Origin of the sequence: Streptomyces sp. NPDC091280, from assembly GCF_044768565.1 — a bacterium.
Classification (GTDB): domain Bacteria; phylum Actinomycetota; class Actinomycetes; order Streptomycetales; family Streptomycetaceae; genus Streptomyces.
In genome coordinates, this window is sequence record NZ_JBIVUZ010000007.1 from 119858 (window position 1) to 135339 (window position 15482).

At 70.8% G+C, this 15482-nt stretch carries 13 protein-coding genes; 6 read left to right on the forward strand and 7 right to left on the reverse strand.

The window, feature by feature from the left end; translation table 11 throughout:
- Positions 1-333: 333 nt before the first annotated feature.
- The 4 genes from ACIQPR_RS21815 to ACIQPR_RS21830 all read left to right on the forward strand — a co-directional run bounded on the left by ACIQPR_RS21815 (position 334) and on the right by ACIQPR_RS21830 (position 6989).
- Positions 334-1407 carry a polyprenyl synthetase family protein gene (locus ACIQPR_RS21815; protein ID WP_403650791.1) on the forward strand — a complete coding sequence of 358 codons (1074 nt, stop codon included), beginning with the start codon at positions 334-336 and terminating at the stop codon, positions 1405-1407.
- Positions 1404-2786: a cytochrome P450 gene (locus tag ACIQPR_RS21820; RefSeq protein ID WP_403650793.1), complete on the forward strand. Its 1383-nt coding sequence runs from the start codon at positions 1404-1406 to the stop codon at positions 2784-2786. Before ACIQPR_RS21815 ends, ACIQPR_RS21820 begins: the two co-directional genes overlap by 4 nt.
- On the forward strand, positions 2786-4738 hold the full coding sequence (locus ACIQPR_RS21825) for a hypothetical protein (RefSeq protein WP_403650795.1): 1953 nt from the start codon (positions 2786-2788) through the stop codon (positions 4736-4738). The genes ACIQPR_RS21820 and ACIQPR_RS21825 overlap by 1 nt, the downstream gene beginning before the upstream one ends.
- Before the next feature lie 256 nt (positions 4739-4994).
- On the forward strand, positions 4995-6989 hold the full coding sequence (locus tag ACIQPR_RS21830; RefSeq protein ID WP_403650797.1) for a fibronectin type III domain-containing protein: 1995 nt from the start codon (positions 4995-4997) through the stop codon (positions 6987-6989).
- Between the two features lie 48 nt (positions 6990-7037).
- Here the strand turns inward: ACIQPR_RS21830 and ACIQPR_RS21835 are convergent, their stop codons facing one another.
- Positions 7038-7502: a hypothetical protein gene (locus ACIQPR_RS21835; protein WP_403650798.1), complete on the reverse strand. Its 465-nt coding sequence runs from the start codon at positions 7500-7502 to the stop codon at positions 7038-7040.
- Positions 7503-7623: 121 nt separating this feature from the next.
- Positions 7624-8340 carry an alpha/beta fold hydrolase gene (locus tag ACIQPR_RS21840; protein ID WP_403650800.1) on the reverse strand — a complete coding sequence of 239 codons (717 nt, stop codon included), beginning with the start codon at positions 8338-8340 and terminating at the stop codon, positions 7624-7626.
- A gap of 156 nt (positions 8341-8496) precedes the next feature.
- Between ACIQPR_RS21840 and ACIQPR_RS21845 the strand changes: the two genes are divergently transcribed.
- Entirely contained in the window at positions 8497-9066 is a 570-nt protein-coding gene (locus tag ACIQPR_RS21845; RefSeq protein ID WP_403650801.1) for a TetR/AcrR family transcriptional regulator, read from the forward strand.
- A gap of 33 nt (positions 9067-9099) precedes the next feature.
- Here the strand turns inward: ACIQPR_RS21845 and ACIQPR_RS21850 are convergent, their stop codons facing one another.
- The 3 genes from ACIQPR_RS21850 to ACIQPR_RS21860 all read right to left on the reverse strand — a co-directional run bounded on the left by ACIQPR_RS21850 (position 9100) and on the right by ACIQPR_RS21860 (position 12653).
- Positions 9100-10044 (reverse strand): fumarylacetoacetate hydrolase family protein, encoded by a 945-nt coding sequence (locus ACIQPR_RS21850; RefSeq protein ID WP_403650803.1) that lies wholly within the window; start codon positions 10042-10044, stop codon positions 9100-9102.
- Positions 10041-11639, reverse strand: coding sequence for an MFS transporter (locus ACIQPR_RS21855; protein ID WP_403650804.1), 1599 nt, complete (start codon positions 11637-11639; stop codon positions 10041-10043). The genes ACIQPR_RS21850 and ACIQPR_RS21855 overlap by 4 nt, the downstream gene beginning before the upstream one ends.
- 75 nt (positions 11640-11714) lie before the next feature.
- Positions 11715-12653, reverse strand: a complete 939-nt coding sequence (locus tag ACIQPR_RS21860) for an MBL fold metallo-hydrolase (protein ID WP_403650806.1) — start codon at positions 12651-12653, stop codon at positions 11715-11717.
- Positions 12654-12793: 140 nt separating this feature from the next.
- Between ACIQPR_RS21860 and ACIQPR_RS21865 the strand changes: the two genes are divergently transcribed.
- On the forward strand, positions 12794-13441 hold the full coding sequence (locus ACIQPR_RS21865; RefSeq protein ID WP_403650808.1) for a TetR/AcrR family transcriptional regulator: 648 nt from the start codon (positions 12794-12796) through the stop codon (positions 13439-13441).
- A 56-nt stretch (positions 13442-13497) separates the two neighbouring features.
- On the opposite strand, the gene ACIQPR_RS21870 is transcribed toward ACIQPR_RS21865, so the two are convergent.
- Positions 13498-14196: a response regulator gene (locus tag ACIQPR_RS21870; protein WP_403650810.1), complete on the reverse strand. Its 699-nt coding sequence runs from the start codon at positions 14194-14196 to the stop codon at positions 13498-13500.
- The gene (locus ACIQPR_RS21875; protein ID WP_403650812.1) at positions 14193-15398 is read right to left on the reverse strand and encodes a sensor histidine kinase; all 1206 of its coding nucleotides are present in this window, start codon (positions 15396-15398) and stop codon (positions 14193-14195) included. The genes ACIQPR_RS21870 and ACIQPR_RS21875 overlap by 4 nt, the downstream gene beginning before the upstream one ends.
- Between the last annotated feature and the right edge of the window lie 84 nt (positions 15399-15482).

The following is a 15482-nucleotide window of genomic DNA, read 5'->3' on the forward strand; positions in this document are numbered from 1 at the left end:
CGAAATACCGAACAACACGTCGACCCCGATCGGGAAGGCGAGTTTCGGTCAATCAATTCGCCGAATACGGAAGTCCTTGAACCTTTACGCACCGGCCCTGTAACTTCGACATCTCGCGAGGCGGGTAAGGCGGAGAAATGAATTTCGTAAGCATCGACATTCGCGCGTCCTTACCTCACAGCTGAGTAGACCCGCCCTCCAACCCTCTCGCGCACACCCCCATCAGGCACGGCACCGCCCCGCTGCCCTTTCCTCCTTCGGTCTCCCCTGCCATGAATGCCACCATCCCTGGAGAAACCGATGCAAACCCACCGTCCCCGCTCCGCCCCACCCATGTCCCGTGCCGTAGCCGAGCCGATCTCCCTACCCGCCGTCCTGCACCGGGTCGACCAGGTACTGAAGGACTTCCTGGACGCCAAGGCCCGCGCGGCGGCGACCCGGGAGCTGCCTCCTGAAGTCACCTCCCTGCTACGGAACTTCGTCCTCAACGGCGGCAAACGGATACGCCCGATGCTGTGCGCGGTGGGCTGGTACGCGGCCGGCGGCCGAAACGAACCGCCGCCGTACGTCATCCAGGCCGCCGCGTCGCTGGAGATGTTCCACTCGTTCGCGCTGATCCACGACGACGTCATGGACGCCGCCCATTCCCGCCGGGGCGCCCCCACCGTGCACCGCGCGCTGTCCGAACGGTACGCGCATCGCCATGACGCCCACCGGTTCGGCGAGCACGGCGCGATCCTGCTCGGCGACCTCGCCCACGCGTGGTCCGACGAACTCCTCTACGGCGCCGACGTACCGCCCGCCCGCGCGGACGCCGTACGAGCGGTCGCGGACGCCATGCGCTGGGAGGTGATGTTCGGTCAGTACCTCGACCTGGTGGCCAGCGGCCCGCCCGGGGCCGACGCCGACGCGCCCCTGCGGATCGCCCGCTACAAGACCGCCCGCTACACCGTCGAACGCCCGCTGCACCTCGGCGCGGCCCTGGGCGGCGCGAGCCAGGAACTGATGACATCGCTGTCGGAGTACGCGCTGCCCATCGGCGAGGCGTTCCAACTGCGCGACGACATCCTGGGCACCTACGGCGACCCCCGCACGACGGGCAAACCGTGCCTGGACGACCTGAGGGACGGCAAGTGCACGCTGCTCGTCGCCTTCGCCATGCGGGACGCCGACGAGGAGCAGCGCCGACTGCTCCGTACCGCGATCGGCTCCCCCGCGCTCGGCGAGGAGGATGCCGCGCGCGTACGCCAGGTCTTCGACGCCACCGGCGCGCGGGCCGCCGTCGAACGACTCATCCGCACCCGGCAGGAAGAGGCCTGTCACGCGCTCACCCGGGCCGCACTGCCGCCCGCCGCCGACGCCGCCCTGCGGGAGATAGCCATCACCAGCACTGTGAGGACCTCATGACCACGTTCGCCGCTCCCCCGAACACCGTCCCCCCGGCCACCGTTCCCGACGCCCCCGGCGGACTCCCCCTCCTCGGGCACATCCCCCACATCGCGCAGAACCCGCTGGCCTTCTTCATGGGGCTCCAGAAGGTCGGCCCGGTGGTCCGCGTCCGGATCGCGACCCACACGTCGTACGTGGTCAACAGCCCGGAGCTGGCGCGCCGACTGCACACCACGGACCAGGACCTCTTCGACAAGGGCGGACCGGTCTTCGACCGCGTGCGGCCCTACGTCGGCAACGGGCTCGCCAGCTGCCCCGCCCACGACCACGCCCGCCAGCGCCCCGCGATGCAGCCGGCGTTCCAGCGCGGCCGCATCGAGCGCTACGCCGAGGTCATGACGGCCACCGCCGACGAAGTCACCTCCTCCTGGCGCCCGGGACAGACCCTTGACCTCTACAAGGAGATGCACCGCCTGACCACCCTGGTCATCGGCCGCACCCTGATCTCCGCCGACCAGGCCGACCCCGCCGCCCGGCACATCGCGCAGGCCGTCCCCGACATCATGCGCGGTGTCTACTGGCGGATGATCATCCCCAGCCGCGTCTTCGCCTCGCTGCCGATCCCGGTGAACCGCCGCTACGAGGAAGTCACCGCGCACACCCGCAAGGTGGTCGACAAGGTCGTCGACCACTACCTCGCCGACGGGAGCGACTACGGCGACCTGCTGTCGATGGTCGTCGCGGCCTGCAAGGACGAGCCCGACCCGCACAGTGCCGTCTACGACCAGGTCGTCACGTTCCTGACGGCGGGCCTGGAGTCGGTGGCCTCCTCACTGACACACACCCTCCGCCTGCTCTACCGCAACCCCGAGGTCCTCGGCCGACTGCGCGCGGAACTCCAAGAGGTGCTCGGCGGCGGAGCGGGCGAGGAGCCGAGGCTGCCCGGGTACGACGACATGCCCAGGCTGCGCTACACCCAGAACGTCATCACCGAAGGCCTGCGCCTGTACCCGCCGGCCTGGATCAGCAGCCGGGTCGCCACCGAGGACATCCCCTGGGAGCAGGGCGGTATCCCCGCCGGCGCGGGCGTCTTCTTCAGCCCGTACGCCCTGCACCGCGACCCCTCGGTCTTCGCCGCCCCCGACGCCTTCGACCCCGACCGCTGGAGCACCGAGCGTGTCACCAACGTCCAGCGCCAGGGCTACTTCGCGCTCGGCGCGGGCCGCCGCAAGTGCATCGGCGACGTCTTCGGCACCGTCGAGGCCACCATCGCCCTCGCCACCATCCTCACCCGCTGGCGCCTGCTCCACCCCGCGAGCTCCGCCGACGCCAAGCCGACTGTCACCGCCCTCCTCCTCCCGCCGCGTACGCTCGTGCGGGTCGAGAGGAACCGCTGATGACGGCGAACCCGCACCTCGCCGACCGGGGAGCGACCGCCGGGGACGGGGTCGTCGACGAACCGGGACGGCCCAACTCCGCAGAACCGACCGGCCAGAGACGGCCCGGCGCCGACCGACCAACCAGCCAGGATCATCCCGGCACCGACAGACCCACCACCCACCGACACCCCCACGCGGACGCGTCCCCCGCCCGTGCCCGCCCCGACGCCTGGGACATCGAGCGCGGCGGGCTGATCACCGACCCCGCCGCCCTCGCTCTCCTCGACCCGATCCACACCGTCGACGACGGCCCCGCGGCCCCCGACGGCGCGACCACCTACCTCACCGGCGAACCCGCCTACGTCCCCTACTCCACCGCGACCATGCCCTGCCCCGACAGCGGTCTGAGCATGGCCCGCCGCATCATGCGGGCCGTCTACGAACCCGAACTCCTCCACGCCGTGGAGAGAGGCCCGCTCGCGGACATCGCGCGGCGCACCACCGCCGCCCAGGCCACCGCCCTCTGGCGCGTGGACGCCACTCCCGCCGCACGCGGCCTGGCCCGCCTCGGCCGGGTCGCGCCCGACAAAGGCGGTGAGACAAGGGAGTTGTGGGCGGAGTACCTGCGTCGCGTCCCCGCCGCCACGGATCCCATCATGGGGATGCGCGACCTGTGGGGCAGCGTCTACGCCTGGCAGTTCATGCGCGGCGACGACGCCCGGCTGCACGACCTGTGCGCGTCGATGATGTCGCTGACCTCCGCCGTGGACTTCTGCGACGCGTTCGACGACTCCGGCGCCGGCGGCCACGACCGCTACATGGCCGCTGCCGCCGAGGGCCTCGCCCACCTCTCCGGCCCCGCCGCGACCCTCGCGGCCCGCGAGACGGTCGCGGTCGGCGCGCTCATGGTGGTGAAGGACGCGATGGCGACCGAGCCCCACACCGACGCTCCGGCCCCCGTGACCCCCGACGAATACATGGGCGCGCGCTCCTGGGACGGTGCGATCGCCCCGTACTACCGACTCATGCTCAGCACCACCCACTATCGCCAAGTCGCCGACGCACGCGGCGAGTTCACCTCGGCGGCGACCTGCGACCACATCCAGCGCGCCATCGACAACATCATGCGGTACAACGACGTCACCGACGCCATCGCCGACCACACCCACCACGAGAGCTTCAACCAGCTCCTGCTCGCCCTCGCCGTCCGGGGCGCCTCCGCCGTCACCGGCTACGGCCAGGCCCTCGCCGAGGTCACCGACGCCGTCCTGGACTGCCCCTGCGACCGGCCCGGCCACGACGAGGCCGCCGAACTCTCCATGGGCGCCTGCCTCTGGTACCTCCTCACCCCCCGCTACCAGGTCCGGCGCCAACTCGCCGCGTTCTCGGGCGCGGGCGGTGACATGGCGGTCGCGTACGCCCCGGCCCCCGCCGCCGCGCGCACCCTGCGGCCCGGCCACGACCTGTACGGCCCCAACTGGGACCCCCTCTGGGGGCCCGCGCTGCCGCCCGAGCACAGGCCCCGCCGGATCGCCCGCAGAAGCCTGGCCTACGACACCGACCCGGGCCCCTGCGAGTCGGCGGCGGCAAGGGCGTTCGCCCGCTACGACCAAGCCGCCGACGACGATGCGCTCCTGGGCCTGGACGACGACTGGCGGCGGGTGTTCGAGGCGGCATTGGAGGGTACGGCCGCCGGTCGCACCGCGTACGCCACCGCCCTGGGCGACCTGGTCGGCCGCTTCTGGCGGCAGGCGGTGCTGGGCCACGGCAGCGCGCCCGGCGTGGACGCGCGGCTGCTCATGGACGTCGACGAAGCGGTCCGGGCCACCTTCCGGCTCCCCGCCTCCGACGGACTGCGGTTGCGCCGGGCCTTCTTCGGTGTGGCCAGCGGCGCGGCGGAACTCACCGGCCACAACCCCTTCGCCCGCCTCACCAACGGGCTGGGGACGATCTGCGCCGGGGAGAACTGACCGGCTTCCGCGAGGGGCGCGCCGCCCAAGTGACCTGTATACCGGCCGGGTTGAGACCTCCGGTCGGGCGGCGCACCCCTCGGTGAGGTGTCGGCAGCCGACAGCCGAAAGCCGAGGCGACCAGGGGTCACCCGCATTCGTTCGACACCGGACATTGATCCGATGTATCAGCACCGCAGTCGTTGACGTCTCATCTCGGCACCTCTACCTTGCCAGCATGTTTCACACAATCGAGCACACGCGCGCCCCTAGACCCATGAAGCGACTGCTCTTATTCATCGGGTCTTACCGTGTGGTCGCGGCCTTCGTCTGCGCCCTCCTGCCCCTCGCGGCACTCACCCTGCCCGCGCACGCGGCGACCGCGGTCACCTACTTCGTCTCGCCGAGCGGCAGCGACGACAACGCGGGGACCAGCGCCGCCGCCCCCTTCCGCACCCTCACCAAGGCACAGACCTCGGTCCGGGCGGTCGACACATCGACGTCCGGCCCGATCACCGTGACCCTGGCCGGAGGCGTCTACCGGCTGACCAAGACACTGACCTTCACCGCCGCGGACTCAGGCGGCGGTACGGCGGGCACGGTGTGGTGGAAGGCGGCGGCCGGACAGACCCCGGTCATCAGCGGCGGCACCCAGATCACCGGCTGGGCCAGAACCAGTACCGGCAGCGCCATCTGGTCCGCCCCGGCCCCCACCGGACTGGACACCCGGCAGCTCTACGTCAACGGTGTGCGCGCCCAGCGCGCGACGGGCTCCCTTCCGGTGTCGGTGACCCAGACCGCGACCGGGTACACGACGGCGTCCGGCGACCCGATGGCCGGCTGGCGCAACCCGTCCGCGATCGAGTTCGTCTACCGGGGCGGCCTGGGACTGTGGACCGAGCCGCGCTGCCCGGTCGCCTCGGTGACGAGCACGGCCATCACCATGGCCCAGCCCTGCTGGAACAACTCCACGCAGCGCGTCATGCGCACCGACGACTCCGGCCGCACCTACAACCTGGTCGGCCGCAAGTCCATCACCGAGAAGCCGACCGCGGTGGAGAACGCCTACGAACTCCTCGACAAGGCGGGCGAGTTCTACCTGGACAAGAGCGAGCACCGCTTCTACTACATCCCGCGTTCCGGGGAGAACCTGGCCACCGCGGACGTCGAGGCGCCGTCACTCGACGCGCTGGTGGCGTCCTCCGGCAAGTCCTCCGACGAGCCGAGCCATGTCGGCTTCCAGGGCATCCAGTTCAGCTACGCGAACTACACCACGTCCAACACCGGCACCGGCTTCTCCGAGATCCAGGCCACCTACCAGGTCACCGGCACCAAGGGCTACGCCACCCAGGGCCTGTGCGACTTCGTCTCCGGCGGCACCTGCCCCTACGGCAACTGGACGAAGATGCCCGGCGCTGTGCACTTCACCTACGACAAGAGCATCCACTTCGACCACGACTACTTCGTCCACCTCGGCGCGGCCGGACTGGATCTCGGCGACGGCTCGCAGAACGCCACCGTCACCGCCTGCGCGTTCACCGACATCTCCGGCAACGGCCTCGACCTGGGCGGAGTGGACATCCCCCAGCCCAGCAGTTCCGCCCAGCACACCAGCGGAATCACCGTGAAGGACAGTCACTTCTACGACATCGCCGCCGAGTACCACGGCGGAGTCGCCGTCGACGCCGGCTACATCGAGACCTCGACCGTCACCCACAACCAGATCGACCACGTCCCGTACACGGCCATCTCCATCGGCTGGGGCGGCTGGCCCGACAAGGTGAGCCTGCCTGCGCAGCCCAACTACTCGAACCACAACACCATCTCGAACAACCTGATCCACGACCACATGTCCCTGCTCGGCGACGGCGGAGCCGTCTACACGAACGGGATCACCGGCACCTCGATGGCCACCGGCGAACACGTCAGCGGCAACGTGGTCCACGACCAGCTCAACACCTCGGGCGGCCACGTCCTGTACACCGACAACGGCGCCACCTACGTGTCCATCCTCGGCAACGCCGTCTGGAACATCAACGTCTCCCCCTGGGGCAGCAAACACGGCAACTTCACCGCGGGGGACGGGACTTACGACCCGACGGACATCGAAGGCAACTACTGGCCTAACGGTCCCGCCGACTACGACAACAAGGGCGTCCTGATCCAGGGCAACCACGACATCACCGCGGCGGATCAGATTCCATCGAGCGTCATCGCGGCCGCCGGCATCGAAACGCAGTACCAGGGGATCCTTTCCTGGCAGCCGGCCTGACCCGGAAGTGTCCCGGCGGCCAGGTGCCGTACCCGATCGCCGGGCCTTTCAGCGCAGTTGGTCCGCCACCACGGCCCAGACCTCCCCGGCCCCGGCGATGAAGCCCGCCCAGTAAGGCTCCTTCACCCTGATGGGCGGAATGTGGGTGACCTTCTCGTTCCTCTTGTCCGACATGAACGGGAACAGGCTCCGGAACGGAGGACCGTCCCTTCTTCCGGAGTCGTAGGCGGCCATGTGTCGCAGTTCGGCCGCTGTGGCGTAGTCCTTGGCCCAGGTGATGCCGTCGGCGTGCCCTTCCTCGCGCATCTCACGATCGCTCTTGCGCCTCTCGCGGTCTTTGTCGTCGACCGTGCCGCGCAAGCGCTCGACGACGGCGGCGAGGTTGCCCGTGATGCCTTCCTTCGCCCGCTCCCGCTCCACCGCGTGCAGCAGGGCCTCCTGGCAGATTGCCGAGATGGGCAGGTCACGAGCCCGGACCTGCTCCGCCAGACTGTCGGGGACTGAGATGTTCATACGCACACTGCACCCCTTCGGCGTCACCCAAAGCCAACACCTCGACCTTACACACGCGTTGTGTAATCCGACAACGGGCAGACGCGTCAAGGCACTTCAGGCATCCATCGGAGGGCAGGAGTCAGCGAGTCGCCTTGGCGGCCTCGATGATCACCTCTGCCACGGCGTCGGGCTGCGAGATGGAGACCGCGTGGGACGCCTCGACGCGCACGACGGTCGACCCGGCGCGCTCGGCCATGAACTCCTGCGCCTGGGCCGGGATGGCATGGTCCTGGGTCGCGACCACGGCCCAGGACGGCAGGCCGCGCCAGGCCGGCCGACCGGACAGCTCGGCCGTCAGCGCCTGCACGCGCACCGGTCGCTGGGTGACCGCCAGGACATCGGTCGTCTCCGCGGGCAGGTCACCGGCGATGACGTCCTGGTAGTGCTCGGGCAGGATGCGCAGCTCCGGTTCGCCCTCATACTCGGTCGCGACGGTGGTGTCCGGGCCCATCTTGGCGCCGGGGAAGCGGGAGGCGTTCTCCAGGGCGCTCTCGCCCTCGTCGGGCTGGAAGGCGGCGACGTAGACCAGGGCCTCGACATTGGAGGCGTCGCGGGCCGCGCGGCTGATGATCGCGCCGGCATAGGAGTGGCCGACCAGGACGACGGGACCGTCCACGGACCGGGTGACAGCGGCGGCGTACTGGGCGTCCGACTCCAGGCCGCGCAGCGGGTTGGCCACGGCGAGGGTGGTGTAGCCCTGCGCCTGGAGCTTGGAGACGACCCCCTTCCACATGCCGGAGTCGCCGAAGGCGCCGTGGACGAGAACGATGGTGGGAGTGGTGGGGGTGGTGCTCATGAGTTCCAAGCCTCTCAGGGAGAACGATCGGTCTTTCTTGGAGAGAGACTAGTCGTTCTCCCTGGGGGTCGCAACACGAGGGCGCGGGGGCCGCAACACGAGGGCCTCGGAGGGGGCGGCAGGCAAGAACGACTGGTCTTTCTTTAAGATGGGTGCATGACGACCGTCTCGGAGCCGCACCCCAAGGACCGACTGCTGCGCACCGCGTCCCGCCTCTTCTACGCCGAGGGCATCCAGGCCGTGGGCATCGACCGCCTGGTCACCGAGGCCAAGGTCACCCGCGCCACGTTCTACCGGCACTACCCCAGCAAGGACGACCTCGTCTCCGCCTACCTCACCGCCACTGCCGAAGACATCAGGGACGCGGTCGGCCGGGCACGGCAGGGCAAGACACCGCGCGAGGCCCTGCGTGCCGTCATGGCCGTACTCGGCGACGCGACTCTCGAAGACGGCTTCCGGGGCTGCCAGTTCCTCAACGCCGCCGCCGAGTACCCCGACCGCACCCACCGGGTCCGTGCGGTCATCGACGACCAGCGCGCCTGGCTGTTCGGTGTGCTCCGTGACCTCTCGGCCGACATGGGCCACCCCGACCCCGACCACGCCGCACGTGTCCTGGTCCTGCTGCACGACGGCGCCTTCCAGGCCGCCGAACTCGACAACGCGCAGGCCGTCCGCGAAACCCTGCGCCGCGCGGTCGACGAGGTGTTCCCCGCCCAGGAGGGCTGACAGCACCGCAACGACCCTGCCGAGGCCCGGGCTTCACTCCCTGCGGCGGGCCTTCGGCACAGGTGTCGGTGCGACGCCCTCGACGACGGTGTTGCTGATGGTGCCGATCCCCTCGACGCTCATGGTGACGGTGTCACCGGGAACGAGGGGCTGGGGCTCCAATGTGCCCGCGCGGCCCCAGAGTTCGGCCAGGCAGCCGCCGTTGCCGCAGGTTCCCGAGCCCAGGACGTCACCGGGACGGACCCACGTGCCTCGGGAGGCGTAGGCCACCATCTCCTCGAACGTCCATGCCATGTTGGCCAGTTGGTCCTGTCCGATCGGCTCGCCGTTGACGTGGACGGTCAGAGCGAGGTCGAGGAAGCCTTCGGCGTCACGGTGGGGTTCGAGTTCGTCGGCGGTGACCAGCCAGGGGCCGAGGGTGGTGGCGGTGTCCTTGGCCTTGGCCGGGCCGAGCTTGACCCTCATCTCGCGGCCCTGGAGGTCGCGCGCGGACCAGTCGTTGAGGATCGTGTAGCCGACGATGTGCTCGCGCGCCTGCTCGGGAGTGAGGTCCCGGCCCTCCTTGCCGATCACGGCGGCCACTTCGAGTTCGAAGTCGAAGCGACCGCAGCCGGGCGGAACGGGCACGTCGTCGTGCGCGCCGATCATCGCGTACGGGTTGGTGAAGTAGAACGCGGGCGCGGCGTACCACTCGTCGGGGACCGTGTCGCCGTATCCCCGTGCCACGCCCGCGACATGGCTCTCGAACGTCATGAAGTCGCGGACTGTCGGCGGCTGGAGAGGTGGCAGCAGCCGGACCTCGGTCACCGCCACGGGCAGGGCGTCGGTGCGGGCTCGCTCCCCCGCCTCGCGCAGCGGCTGCTCTCCCGCCGCGATGAGGTCGCGCAGTTCCACCGGGTGCGGGAAGGGGTGGATCCGGTCGCCGACGACGACTCCGGACCGTCGCTTGCCGCCGTGGACATAGGTGGCGAACTTCATTCCGCGCTCTCCTGTGACCGGACCAGGTGGGTGGCTCCGGGGCGGAGTCCGACGAAGACGGCCGCGATCACGGCGGCGACCCCGCAGGCCGCGGCGGTGAGCAGGAGGGCGTTGTTGTAGCCGTGGGCCAGCGCGTCCGAGGTGTAGGGGGCGAGTTTGGCGCTGAGCGGGCCCAGCTCGGCGGTGTGCAGGGCCAGCGGTCCGCCCGCGTGCAGGACCGCGCCGACGATGCCGTGTTCCTGGGGGGTGAGGGCGGCGCCGGCGAGGTCGCCGGTGAGTCGGTCGGCGGCCATGCCGAGGGCGACGGCGCCGACAATGGCCGGGCCGAGGGTCTGGCCGAGGTCGCGGACCAGACTGGTGGTGGCGCCCGCCATGCCGGTCAGGCTCGGCGGTACGACGTTGACGGCGGCGGCCGTGAGCGCCGCGACGACCAGGCCGAAGCCGACTCCGTTGAGGACCAGCGGTCCGAGCAGGGGCAGCAGTCCGGTCTCCTGGACCGGCACCGCGCGCAGCCACAGCTGGGCGGCGGCCAGGGAGACGAAGCCGGTGACGAGCATGGGTCCGGGGCCGACGCGGTGCAGCAGCCGGGCCAGCAGGGGCCAGATGAACGGCGTGATGCCCTGGATGATCACGAAGGGTATCGCCGCGCGCAGCGGGCTCTGGTGCTGGATGACCCCGAGCCGGATGCTCAGGTCGTAGGCGCCGCCGAGGAAACCGAACATGCCGATGACCGCCATCGCCGCGGACGCCGCGAAGGCCCGGATGCGGAAGAGTTCAAGGCGCAGCATCGGGGCGGCGCTGCGGTTCTCCACCGCCACGAACGCGGCGATGAACACCACGAAGGCGACGAAGGAGAGCACCACCGGCGCCGAGCCCCAGCCGTCCGAGGGGCCCTGGATGATGCCGTAGAGCAGAGCGAGCATGGCCACGGCGATGCAGATCTGACCGGGCCAGTCCAGCGAGCGTCCCTCGGGCGCGCTGGACTCGGCCGCGAGCAGCCAGGCCGCCACGGCGGTGATCACGGCGATCATGCCGGTCACGCCGAACGCCCACTGGAAGGAGGCGTGTTCGACGATTCCGCCGGACAGGAGCGGGGCGATGAGGGCGCCCAGGGACAGGGCCGTGGTCCAGGAGGCCAGTCCCCTGGCGCGGGCGGCCGGTGTCGTAGTGACAGCGGTGATCATCGTGAGCGAGGCCGGGAAGAGCGCGGCGGCTCCGATGCCCGAGATGGCCTGACCGGTGATCAGTTGCGCGGGGGAACCGGAGGTGGCGGAGACCAGGTATCCGACGGCGGCCAGCAGTGCGGCGCCCACCAGCAGTTTCTTACGGCCGTACAGGTCGCCCAGGACTCCGAAGGTCAGGGCGAGGACGGCGGCGGGCACCAGGAACGCGTCGCTGATCCAGGTCAGTTCGGAGCCGGACGCCTGGAGGCCGCGCTGCATGACGCCGTTGATCGCGGCGGGCAGCACCAGCCCGATCTGGGCCAGGCAGACGGCCAGACAGCCGGCGACGATCGTGCCGGTGTGCCGGGGGCCGGTCTCGGATGCGGGGAGGGACGGTGCGGTGGGTGGGTCGTAGGCAGGGGTGGCGACCATGGCTTCTCCTTCGAAGGCCGGCGCGAGCACATACCGGGGGCTGGGGACTGGGGAGTTGAGGGGGGCTCGGGACCGTCAGGCGTCGGCGGACAGCTCGGCCATGCAGGCGAACAGGGCGGGGCCGTCGAGCGGGGGCAGTGAAGGGTCGAGCTCCCGGTAGACGGTGTGGACGTTGACGGCGAGGCGCTCGCTCTCGCCCAGGTCGGCGAAGCGGCCGAGGCGGATGTCGTGCGCCGCGTCCATGACCGGCATGCCGGCCGTGAACCGGCGGGCGGCCTGTTCATGGACGTAGGTGAGGTAGTCGCGGATCTCGCGGACGGTCTCGCTGGTGGTGACCGGTCCGTGGCCGGGCACGATGGTGTGGGCGTCGAGGTCGAGCAGCAGGTCGCAGGCGGCGAGCCAGCGGGCGAAGGGGCCGTGCCAGACGACCGGGGTGGCGCGGGCGAAGACGATGTCGCCGGTGTAGACGACGCCTGCTCGCGGGACGTGCACGATCGTGTCCCCGGCGCTGTGCGCGGGACCCACGTCGATGAGATGGACCTCCGTGCCGCCGATGTCGAGGACCGTCTCGTCGTCGAAGGTCCGGGTGGGCAGGGCCGGTTCGACGCCGGTGAAGTCGAAGCGGCCGAAGATCCGGCGGGCGAAGCGGCCGGCGGGGTTGTCCATGGCGGTGAGCGCGCGCATCTCGGCCGGGCCCACCTGCCGCATGTCCGCGAGCGATCCGCGGGCCGCGATGATCTCGGCGTGGGTCACGAGCTGGTTGCCGAACCAGTGGTCGCCGTTGCCGTGGGTGTTGACCACGGTCGTGATCGGCGCGGTCGCGGTCAGCGGTGTCAGCGCGTCCAGCATGGCCTTGGTCAGCCGCAGGTCGTAGAGGGTGTCGACGAGCAGTGCTGCGCCCCGGCCGGTGATCAGTCCGGCGTTGCTCATGCCCCAGCCGTCGCCGCCCGCGATCCAGGCGTGGCAGCCGTCGCGCAGCCGGGTCCAGCCGGTGAGAGAGGTGGCGGAAGCCATCGTGCCTCCTTGTCGCGTCTCACGGTCATCATGGTGAGACTTGAATCCATTGGTGGACTGGAGTCCATCAATGGCGAGGAATCTAGAGACAGGCCGGGGAGAGGTCAAGAGGCGGGAGGCGTTGTGCTGTACTGGGCGCCATGAAGATCCCTGACACGACAACCGCGACCGAGGGCGGCGCGACGGTCGGACGCCAGGAACGCAGGCGCCGCAAACTGCACGACCACCTGTACGACACGGCCGTCGGCCTCTTCGTCGCCCACGGGTTCGAGGCGACCACGATGGAGCAGATCGCCGAGGCCGCCGACGTGGCCCGCGCCACCGTCTTCAACCACTACGCGCAGAAGATCGGCTTCCTCGAAGAATGGGGGGCCCGGCGCCGGGCCCGCGTCGCCGGAATCCTCGGCGCGCAGCACGCCGAGGATCTTCCGGTCGACGACCGGCTGCGGCGCTACCTGGAGGAGATGGCCGACCTCAACATCGGCTCCCGCGCGGAGACTTCGGTCCTGATGGACGCCTCGGCGCGCTACGGCCGCCTCCTCCAGGACCCGTCACTGGAGGTCGAACTCGCGCGGATCGTCGAGGAGGGCCTGAGCCGGGGGGAGATCAGGGCGGGCGTCGACTGCGGCCAGGCCGGAGAGCTGCTGGCCATGTGCTACTTCTCCACGGTCCTGCGCTGGGTACGCGAGGAACCGGCCCCCTTCGATCTCCAAGCGCGGCTCCGCGGTGCGCTCGACATCGTCCTGACGGGACTGCTGGCCGGGCGGGAGGACACCGGAAGGCCCTGACGACACAGGCACGCCCAGGCCTGGGGTCTGCGTCAGCCGATCCGCGCCGGGACCGGTCAGCCCGCGTCCGCCGGGCCCGGCGCCGGTGACCGCGGTGTCACCAGTCCGCTCTGGTAGGCGATCACCACGAGCTGGGCGCGGTCGCGCGCGTCCAGTTTGGTCATGGCGCGCTGGATGTGGCTGCGCACGGTGAGCGGACTCAGGACCAGCCACTCGGCGATCTGGGCGTTGGACCTGCCGTGCGCGGCCAGGGTCACGACCTCGCGTTCGCGGTCGGTCAGGGACCTGACGGCATCGGGGAGGGCGAGCAGGTCGTCGTGGTCCGGGGTGGCCAGGAAGCGGGTGATCAGCGCCCGGGTGGCGGTGGGCGACAGCAGGGCCTCGCCGGCCGCGACCGTACGGATGCTCGACAGCAGGACCTCGGGGCTGACGCCTTTGCCGAGGAAGCCGCTCGCGCCGGCGCGCAGGGCCTTGGCGACGTTCTCGTCGTTCTCGAAGGTGGTGAGCACGAGGATGTGGGTGTCCGTCAGTTCGGGCCGGGAGCAGATCGCGGCGGTGGCCGCGACACCGTCGAGGCGCGGCATCCGGATGTCCATGACGACCACGTCGGGGCGGTGTTCCTCGGTGAGTTCGACGGCCTCCTGTCCGTCGGCGGCCTCCGCGATCACCGTCAGGTCCTCGGCCGAGTCGATGAGGATACGGAAGGTGGCCCGCAGCAGGGCCTGGTCGTCGGCGAGCAGGACACGGATGGTCATGGGGCGGGACTTTCGTCGGGGCTGTCGAGGGGGGTGTCGAGCGGCAGGGCGCAGACGACCTCGAAGCCGCCCTGGGCACGGCGGCCCGCGTGGAAGGTACCGCCCACCGAAGTGGCCCGCTCGCGCATGCTGATCAGGCCGAACCCGCCTCCCGGGCCGGACGCGGCGAGGATGTGGTCGTCGGCGGTGGCGTTGGCGACGGTCAGGCTGAGCCGCCGGGGCGTGAAGGCGAGCCGTACTTCGGCGCCGCGCCCGGAGCCGTGCTTGGTGACGTTGGTCAGCGCTTCCTGGAGGATCCGGTAGGCCGTCAGATCGAGGACGGGGGTCAGCGGGCACCGCTCCCCCTCGACGGTGACGGTGACCTGGAGTCCGGCCGCCGCGCAGGAGTCGACCAGGTCGTGCAGCCGGTCGAGTCCCGGTGCGGGGTCCAGGTCGTCGGCGGGGTCGGTGTCCTGCCGCAGGAGGCCCACCGTGACCTTGAGTTCGCGCAGCGCGGCGGCCGTCGTCTCGGGGAGCTTGTCGATGATCTCCAGGGCCTGGTCGGGCCGGGTCCGCACCAGGTGCTTCACGGCTCCGGCCTGGGCGTCCGCCAGGGTCAGGTGGTGGGCGACCACGTCGTGGAGTTCGCGCGCGATGCGCATGCGCTCCTGGACGACCCGGTGCCGTGCCTCCTCCTCACGCTGCCGGTCGGCGTGTTCGGCGCGGGCCACGGCGTAGTCGCGGCGCACCCGCCGGTAGCCGCCGAGGGCCGCGCAGAGCAGGATCCACGCCGTGGGGTTGACGACGGCAAAGACTACGGAGTCCAGGAAGGAGGGGAAGACCAGGCCGCCGACCACCACGCAGCCGGTGACGGTCAGGGCGCCGTTCCACCCGGTGCGCCGGGACGTACGCAGGCTCGTCTCGTACTGCGCGACCAGCAGCGGGCCCATCAGCAGCGGCGTCAGAAGATAGCCGAGCGCGCCTACGACGATCGTGCACGACGCCGTGACGGCGAGGACGGGCAGGGGATGGTGCCGCCGCCAGTTCAGGGCCGCGCAGGCGAGCGCGACCACGGCGACGGCGGGCCACAGGGTCAGCGGACGGGGGGCCAGCGCCCGCGTGGCCAGAAGGCCGGAGACGGTGACGGCGAACAGCAGGACCAGTCCCGCGAGGTCCAGCGCCCTCGGGTGGGCCGTCGCCCGGTGCCGCCAACTGGTACTCATCACGCTCCGAAACACTTCAGGGAACAGCCATGCTCACACATCGCGTGGGTGGCGGCGCCGTGCTGCCCGGCGCCGCCACCCACC

What these genes read in the sequence shown, in the direction of transcription:
- ACIQPR_RS21875 (WP_403650812.1), bottom strand. Translation starts at nt 15,398, where the DNA reads ATGAGTACCAGTTGGCGGCACCGGGCGACGGCCCACCCGAGGGCGCTG.
- ACIQPR_RS21830 (WP_403650797.1), top strand. Translation starts at nt 4,995, where the DNA reads ATGAAGCGACTGCTCTTATTCATCGGGTCTTACCGTGTGGTCGCGGCC.
- ACIQPR_RS21870 (WP_403650810.1), bottom strand. Translation starts at nt 14,196, where the DNA reads ATGACCATCCGTGTCCTGCTCGCCGACGACCAGGCCCTGCTGCGGGCC.
- ACIQPR_RS21820 (WP_403650793.1), top strand. Translation starts at nt 1,404, where the DNA reads ATGACCACGTTCGCCGCTCCCCCGAACACCGTCCCCCCGGCCACCGTT.
- ACIQPR_RS21825 (WP_403650795.1), top strand. Translation starts at nt 2,786, where the DNA reads ATGACGGCGAACCCGCACCTCGCCGACCGGGGAGCGACCGCCGGGGAC.
- ACIQPR_RS21845 (WP_403650801.1), top strand. Translation starts at nt 8,497, where the DNA reads ATGACGACCGTCTCGGAGCCGCACCCCAAGGACCGACTGCTGCGCACC.
- ACIQPR_RS21815 (WP_403650791.1), top strand. Translation starts at nt 334, where the DNA reads ATGTCCCGTGCCGTAGCCGAGCCGATCTCCCTACCCGCCGTCCTGCAC.
- ACIQPR_RS21835 (WP_403650798.1), bottom strand. Translation starts at nt 7,502, where the DNA reads ATGAACATCTCAGTCCCCGACAGTCTGGCGGAGCAGGTCCGGGCTCGT.
- ACIQPR_RS21865 (WP_403650808.1), top strand. Translation starts at nt 12,794, where the DNA reads ATGAAGATCCCTGACACGACAACCGCGACCGAGGGCGGCGCGACGGTC.
- ACIQPR_RS21860 (WP_403650806.1), bottom strand. Translation starts at nt 12,653, where the DNA reads ATGGCTTCCGCCACCTCTCTCACCGGCTGGACCCGGCTGCGCGACGGC.
- ACIQPR_RS21855 (WP_403650804.1), bottom strand. Translation starts at nt 11,639, where the DNA reads ATGGTCGCCACCCCTGCCTACGACCCACCCACCGCACCGTCCCTCCCC.
- ACIQPR_RS21850 (WP_403650803.1), bottom strand. Translation starts at nt 10,044, where the DNA reads ATGAAGTTCGCCACCTATGTCCACGGCGGCAAGCGACGGTCCGGAGTC.
- ACIQPR_RS21840 (WP_403650800.1), bottom strand. Translation starts at nt 8,340, where the DNA reads ATGAGCACCACCCCCACCACTCCCACCATCGTTCTCGTCCACGGCGCC.